6 protein-coding genes are annotated in these 6,418 nt (G+C 72.9%); 5 read left to right on the top strand and 1 reads right to left on the bottom strand.

Features of this window, described 5'->3' with window-relative positions; translation table 11 throughout:
• Nucleotides 1-50 precede the first annotated feature (50 nt).
• Nucleotides 51-1,094, bottom strand: coding sequence for an Rv2578c family radical SAM protein (locus ACZ6D7_RS07135; RefSeq protein WP_469484764.1), 1,044 nt, complete (start codon nt 1,092-1,094; stop codon nt 51-53).
• A 316-nt stretch (nt 1,095-1,410) separates the two neighbouring features.
• On the opposite strand from ACZ6D7_RS07135, the gene ACZ6D7_RS07140 reads away from it, so the two are divergent.
• From ACZ6D7_RS07140 to ACZ6D7_RS07160, 5 genes are all read left to right on the top strand, one after another.
• Nucleotides 1,411-1,854, top strand: a complete 444-nt coding sequence (locus ACZ6D7_RS07140; RefSeq protein ID WP_469484767.1) for an SRPBCC family protein — start codon at nt 1,411-1,413, stop codon at nt 1,852-1,854.
• Nucleotides 1,855-2,031: 177 nt separating this feature from the next.
• Nucleotides 2,032-2,247 (top strand): hypothetical protein, encoded by a 216-nt coding sequence (locus tag ACZ6D7_RS07145; protein ID WP_469484770.1) that lies wholly within the window; start codon nt 2,032-2,034, stop codon nt 2,245-2,247.
• Nucleotides 2,248-2,347: 100 nt separating this feature from the next.
• On the top strand, nt 2,348-4,870 hold the full coding sequence (locus tag ACZ6D7_RS07150; protein WP_469484773.1) for an ATP-binding SpoIIE family protein phosphatase: 2,523 nt from the start codon (nt 2,348-2,350) through the stop codon (nt 4,868-4,870).
• A 218-nt stretch (nt 4,871-5,088) separates the two neighbouring features.
• Complete coding sequence (locus tag ACZ6D7_RS07155; protein ID WP_469484777.1) at nt 5,089-5,814, top strand: methyltransferase domain-containing protein; 726 nt, start codon at nt 5,089-5,091, stop codon at nt 5,812-5,814.
• A 106-nt stretch (nt 5,815-5,920) separates the two neighbouring features.
• Nucleotides 5,921-6,262: a DoxX family protein gene (locus tag ACZ6D7_RS07160; protein ID WP_469484780.1), complete on the top strand. Its 342-nt coding sequence runs from the start codon at nt 5,921-5,923 to the stop codon at nt 6,260-6,262.
• The last annotated feature ends 156 nt before the right edge of the window (nt 6,263-6,418 follow it).

Here is a 6,418-nt window from a genome sequence, read left to right on the forward strand (position 1 = left end):
ACCCGATTGGGGCGCCGGATGCGCTCGAACGCGCTCAGCCTCGAACGCGCTCAGATCAGCGTGAGTTGGGTCGGCCCCGGCGCGGCGGGCTCCTCCTCCTGCTCGGGCGGCCGGATCCGGCGGGGCATCCCCCCGCGAGCGGGGCCGATGCCGTACTCCTCGGCCAGCTCGTGGACCTGACGGGTGATCCGGCGCTGGTACCACTTCGGGGCGTAGGAGCCGTCGGCGTACAGCCGCTCGTAGCGGCGCACCAGGTACGGGTGGTGCTGTCCGAGCCAGGCCATGAACCACTCGCGGGCCCCGGGCCGCAGATGCAGCGCAAGCGGCGTCACGGAGGTGGCCCCGGCCGCCGCGATCGCCCGCACGGTGGCGCGCAGTTGGGCCGGCTCGTCGGAGAGGAACGGGATCACCGGCGCCATCAGCACGCCCACGCCGATGCCGTGCGCGGTGAGGGTCCGTACGACGTCCAGGCGCCGCTCCGGGGATGGTGTGCCCGGCTCCACGGTGCGCCACAGCGCGGGGTCGGTGAAGCCGACGGAGACGGAGACGCCGATGTCGGTCACCTCGGCGGCCTGCCTCAGCAGGTCGAGATCGCGCAGGATCAGGGTGCCCTTCGTCAGGATCGAGAACGGGTTCGCGTGGTCGCGCAGCGCGGACAGGATGCCCGGCATCAGCCGGTAGCGGCCCTCCGCGCGCTGGTAGCAGTCGACGTTCGTGCCCATCGCCACGTGGTCGCCGTGCCAGCGGGGCGAGGCCAGCTGGCGGCGCAGCACCTCCGGCGCGTTCACCTTGACGACGATCTGGGTGTCGAAGCCGACGCCCGTGTCGAGGTCCAGGTAGCTGTGCGTCTTCCTCGCGAAGCAGTACACGCACGCGTGTGTGCAGCCCCGGTAGGGGTTCACCGTCCACTCGAACGGCATCCGGGAGGCGCCCGGCACCCGGTTGAGGACCGAGCGGGCCCGGATCTCGTGGAAGGTGATGCCGGCGAACTCGGGCGTGTCGAACGTCCTGGTCGTGACCGCGTCCGCGCCGAACAGCGCGGCGTCCGCCGGCCGGTCGTGGCGGGATTCCACGGTGAGGTTCTCCCAGCGCATGAACGCCTCCTCGGTAGCACTCGGCCCCACAATAGAACATGTGTTCCCATGATCGTGCGAGCGGGACCGCGCGACGGCCGCACGGCGCTCGCACGGCGCTCGTACGGCGCTCGTACGGCGCTCGCACGGCGCTCGTACGGCGGTCGTACGGCGGTCGTACGGCGGTCGTACGGCGGTCGTACGTCGGTCGGGCGACGGCGCGGGGTGGACCTTTTCGATCGCCCGGCGACCGCTTCCGGGGCCCCGATTTGGGCGCCCGAGGACCGGGGTGGTTGGCTTGCCCCGACCCCGAGAAACAAGGACCTGGAGGAACCCCATGGCGCAGGTCGAGGCCACCACCGAGCGCGTCGTCGCGGCGGACCCGGACAAGGTGTTCGACACGCTCGCCGACTACAGCGGCTCCCGCGCGAAGCTGCTGCCCGAGCAGTTCAGCGAGTACGAGGTGCGCGAGGGCGGCGACGGCGAGGGCAGCCTCGTCCACTGGAAGCTCCAGGCCACCAGCAAGCGCGTCCGTGACTGCCTCCTGGAGGTCACGGAGCCGACCGACGGCGAGCTGGTCGAGAAGGACCGCAACTCCTCGATGGTCACCGTCTGGCGGGTCACCCCGGCCGGCGAGGGCAGCTCCCGGGTCGTCGTCACCACCACCTGGACCGGCGCCACGGGCATCGGCGGCTTCTTCGAGCGGACCTTCGCGCCCAAGGGCCTCGGTCGTATCTACGACGCGATCCTCGCCAACCTCGCCACCGAGGTGGAGAAGTAGGACGACGCCGGCTGAACCCCGGCGCCCGACCCCCGGCCGCCCGCCGGGTGTTGAGCCCCTTCGCCGGTTCCAGTGGTTCTCCCTTGCCACCGGGACGGCGCGGTGACTCGTCGCGCTTGCTCGTAGTTGTCGCTTTCCGCGGGAATCGCGTGGCAGGTGCGACGAGGGGAGCGGTGCGTGGGCGGGACCACTCCGGTGCGGGACGGGCCGCCGCCGATGACCACCGGCCGCGGGCCGTCTCCGTCGGCGAGCGCCCTGTCGAGCCGGACGGTCGCCACCCTCCTCCGGATCGCCGGGGGCGGCCGCACCGAGTGTGACCTGCGACTCGGCCGCGAGGACCGACCTTCCGCCCCGCACGGGGGCGCGGTGGCGTACCCCGGCGCGACCCGGTGAAACCAATTCCAGCATTGCCGCACATCCCGGCAGGTGTGCGCCGTACGGTGGTGGCTGCGGGACAGATCTTGCGTAGCTCTGGGGAGAGAGGGCCTGGGCCATGGACCGTGGCACCGAGAGGGACGCACCTCCCCGCCGCGGAGCGGGCAGTGGCACGGCGGACGACGACACCGCCGACGCCGGACGCGTCCCGCTGGCCGTCGTCGTGGTCGACCGCGAGGGTCTCGTCTCCCACTGGAGCACCGGCGCCCGTCGGCTCTTCGGCGTCCCCAAGGACGAGGCGATCGGCCAGGCCGCCCTCGACCTGCTGCCCGTCTCCGGCGCCCTCCCCGAGCCCGACGACGACCCGCCGTACGGCGGGTACGGGGACTACGACGGCCTCGGGCCGGGCCTGGAGTCCTCGCTCGACCGCGGGCTGAGCTACCCCGCCGCCGGTCGGGCCCGGCTGACCGTGCCCGAGCGAAGCGAGAGGGGGTTACCCCCGGCCGAGGGCCGCGGGAGGGACCGCGTCGACGTGCTGTGGTGGGCCTACCCGCTGGTCGGACCGGGCCGCGAGCGGCTGCTCGTGCTCGCCGCCGACGCGGCCGGACTGCGCCGGGCGGAAGCCCTCGACAGCGCGGCCGTCGAGCGCATCGCGCCCGGCTTCGCCCTGCACACCGACTTCCCCGGCGCCGAGGAACTCGCCCACCGGCTCCCCGAGATCCTGCCCAGCATGAGCGTCGGCGAAAGCGCCCGTATCGTCGCCCAGATCCTCGAACTCGGCTATCCCGTCCTGGAGTTCAGCCAGAACGACCGGGTGCCCGTCACCCCCGACTGGGGCGTCGCCCGGCGCGTCGAACGCAGAGCCCGCCGTGAGCGGGCCGCCCGCGCCGTCGCCGAGGGCAGACCCCTGCCGGACCACTCCGACGACGAGGGCGAGGACCTCGAGTACGCCGCCGTCCGCGAGCGTCTGGAGTTCCTCAACGAGGTCAGCGGGAAGATCGGCACCTCCCTCGACCTCTCCCGCACCATCGTCGAGGTCAGCAGAGCCGTCGTCCCCCGCTTCACCGACGTCGCCGGCACCTATCTCCGCGAACAGGTCGTCGCCGGCGAGGGCTTCCCGGACGGTGTGCCGGACACCCGGACCATGTGGCACCGGGTGGCCGTCGAGCACACCGACGAACCCGGTCGCTGGGACGACGTCGTGCCGGTCGGCGAGGCCATGCCCTTCCCGGCGCACACCCCGTTCTTCCAGTGCATGACCACCGGCGAGCCCGTCCTCGTGCCACGCATCAGCGAGCAACTGGGCCACGCCATCGCCTCGCAGTTCGAGAAGCGCGACATCCGGCCCCTCATCACCGGCCGCTCCATGCTCGTCGTCCCGCTGAAGGCCCGCAACGTCGTCCTCGGCTTCATGATCCTGCTGCGCCACCCGGAGCGCGCCGAGTTCAACGACATGGACCGCGTCACCGGCGCCGAACTCGCCGCCCGCGCGGGCCTCGTGCTCGACAACGCGCGCATGTACACCTACCAGGAGAACGTCGCCGAGACCCTCCAGGACAGCATGCTGCCGCACATCCCGCCGCACATGGCGGGCTGCGACATCGCCACCCGCTACCTTCCGGGCACCTTGCTGGGGCGGATCGGCGGCGACTGGTTCGACTCCGTGAAACTCCCGGGCGCCCGCACCGCCCTGGTCGTCGGCGACGTGATGGGCCACGGCCTCAACTCGGCGGCGATGATGGGCCAGTTGCGCACCGCCGTGCAGACCATGGCCGCCCTGGACCTGCCGCCGGCCCAACTCCTGCGCAACCTCGACGACCTGGCCCAGCGGCTCGGCGACACCTACCTCGCCACCTGCCTGTACGCCGTCTACGACCCGATCGAGGGCGAACTCCACCTCGCCAACGCGGGCCACATCCCGCCGGTGCTGGTGCGGGCCGTCGACGGCCGCAGCGAGCTGCTCGAACTGCCCACGGGCGCCCCGATCGGCGTCGGCGGGGTGCCCTTCGAGTCGGTCCGGGTGCGGGTGGAGCCCGGGGACCGGCTGGTGATGTGCACCGACGGGCTGGTGGAGGTGCGGGGCGAGGACATCGGCGTGGGTCTCGCGGCGCTCTGCGAGTCCGCCGCCCACCCGGCCGCCTCCATGGACGACGCCTGCGACACCATCATCCGCGCCCTCGCCGCGACCTTCGCCGAAGCGGGGCGCGGCGGCCGCAAGGACGACGTGGCCCTGCTGATGGCCCGGCTGGGCGGCATCGCCCCCGACGACGTGGCCGAGTGGCGCTTCCCGCTCGACCCGGCCGAGGTCGCCCGCGCCCGCGCGGTGGTCCGCGAGCAGCTCCACGACTGGGGGCTGGCGAAACTGGCGTACACCACCGAACTGATGGTCAGCGAGCTGGTCACGAACGCGATACGGCACTCCCACCTGCGGCCCGTCGCCCTGCGGCTGGTGCGCGGCGACACCCTGCTGTGCGAGGTGGACGACGACGACCACGAGCTGCCGACCCTGCTCAGCGCCGGGCCGGGCGCCGACACCGGGCGGGGGCTGCGGGTGGTGAGCACGCTGGCCCGGGAGTGGGGGACCAGCCGTACCGGGGCGGGGAAGTCGGTGTGGTTCGAGCTGACCCTGCCGAGGCGCTGACCGCGCACCTCCGGCGTACGACCGCACACCGCACACCACGCACCGCACACCTCCGGCGTACGACACCGCACGTCGCACCTCCGGCGCACAACGGCGCACGCGTCTCGAACGAGGCGTGAAGGAACCGCGCATGTCGCTTGTAGCGGCACCCTGGGAGCGATAGACCGTACTCGCCCGTCACTTACGGCGGATCGGCGTCGCACCCTGGGGAGTTCGGCATGAGCGTGACGATGCGGTACCGGGAGGCCTGGGAGGGCTTCTGGAGTGAGGCTCCCGACGAGCCGGGCGCGGTGTTCTGGGACGCGGACCCGAAGGTGACCGCGGCCCGCCACCTCGCCCTCCTCGAACCCCGGCTCCTCGACGCGGGGCTGCCGCTGGTCGACCTCGGCTGCGGCAACGGAACCCAGACCCGGTTCTTCGCCGACCGCTTCCGCCAGGTCGTCGGCGCCGATCTGGCCGCCGCCGCCCTCGACCGGGCCCGGCGCGCCGACCCCACCGGGCAGGCGGTGTACCGGCAGCTGGACGCGGCCGAGAAGGGTGCCGCCGAGACACTGCACGCCGAACTCGGCGACGTCAACGTCTACATGCGGGGCGTCCTGCACCAGTGCGAGCCCGCCGACCGGCAGCCCCTGGTGGACGGGATCGGCGCGCTGCTGGGGGAGCGCGGCCGGGCGTTCCTCGTCGAGCTGTCCGAGGCCGCCCGCCCCGTCCTCGGTGGCCTCGCCCAGAGCCCCGGCGGACCGCCGCCGAAGCTCGCGCCGATCTTCCGGCACGGTATCGCCCCCGGCGAGGTCGCCGACGACGCGATGCCCGCCCATCTGGCCGCCGCCGGCCTCACCGTCCTGGCCGCCGGTGAACTCCCGCTCGTCACCACCGAGTTCACGCCCGACGGAGCCCGGATCGAGCTGCCGTCGAGGTGGTTCGTGGCGGGCCGATCCATGTGACAGCGATCACATCGGAAAACAGCTCCCGCTCCTGTCACACTCGCCCGGCGCCCGGTGTCAGGAGGGTGAAGGACGTCACCGAACCCCTGATGAGGAGCTGTTGAACATGTCCACTGCCTACGTCGTCGTCACCATTCTGGGAGCCGTTTTGGCGGGCTTCTCGGCCGCGTCGGTCTTCCTGGGCGCCGAGTGGACCGTGAAGCCGCTGGCCGATTACGGGGTGCCGCGCGCCTGGTGGCCGTGGCTCGGCGCGGCCAAGGCCGCCGGGGCGGCCGGTCTGCTCGCCGGACTGGCCGTGCCCGTCATCGGGGTACTGGCCGCCGCCGGGCTGGTGCTGTACTTCCTCGGGGCCGTCGTCACCGTGCTGCGGGCCCGCTGGTTCTCGCACGTGCCGTTCCCGCTCATCTACGCGGCACCGGCGGTGGCGTCGCTGGTGCTGGCGTTCTGAGGACGAGCGCGGACCCGAGGGGCGACCGGGAATCCCCGGCCGCCCCTCGGCCGTCTGTCACCCACCGGCCGTCGGCAGTCTGTCGCATGCCGGCCGTCGGCCGTCTGTCACCCACCGGCCGTTGGCAGTCTGTCGCATGCCGGCCGTCGGCCGTCT

This window comes from Streptomyces sp. NPDC041784 (assembly GCF_055591025.1).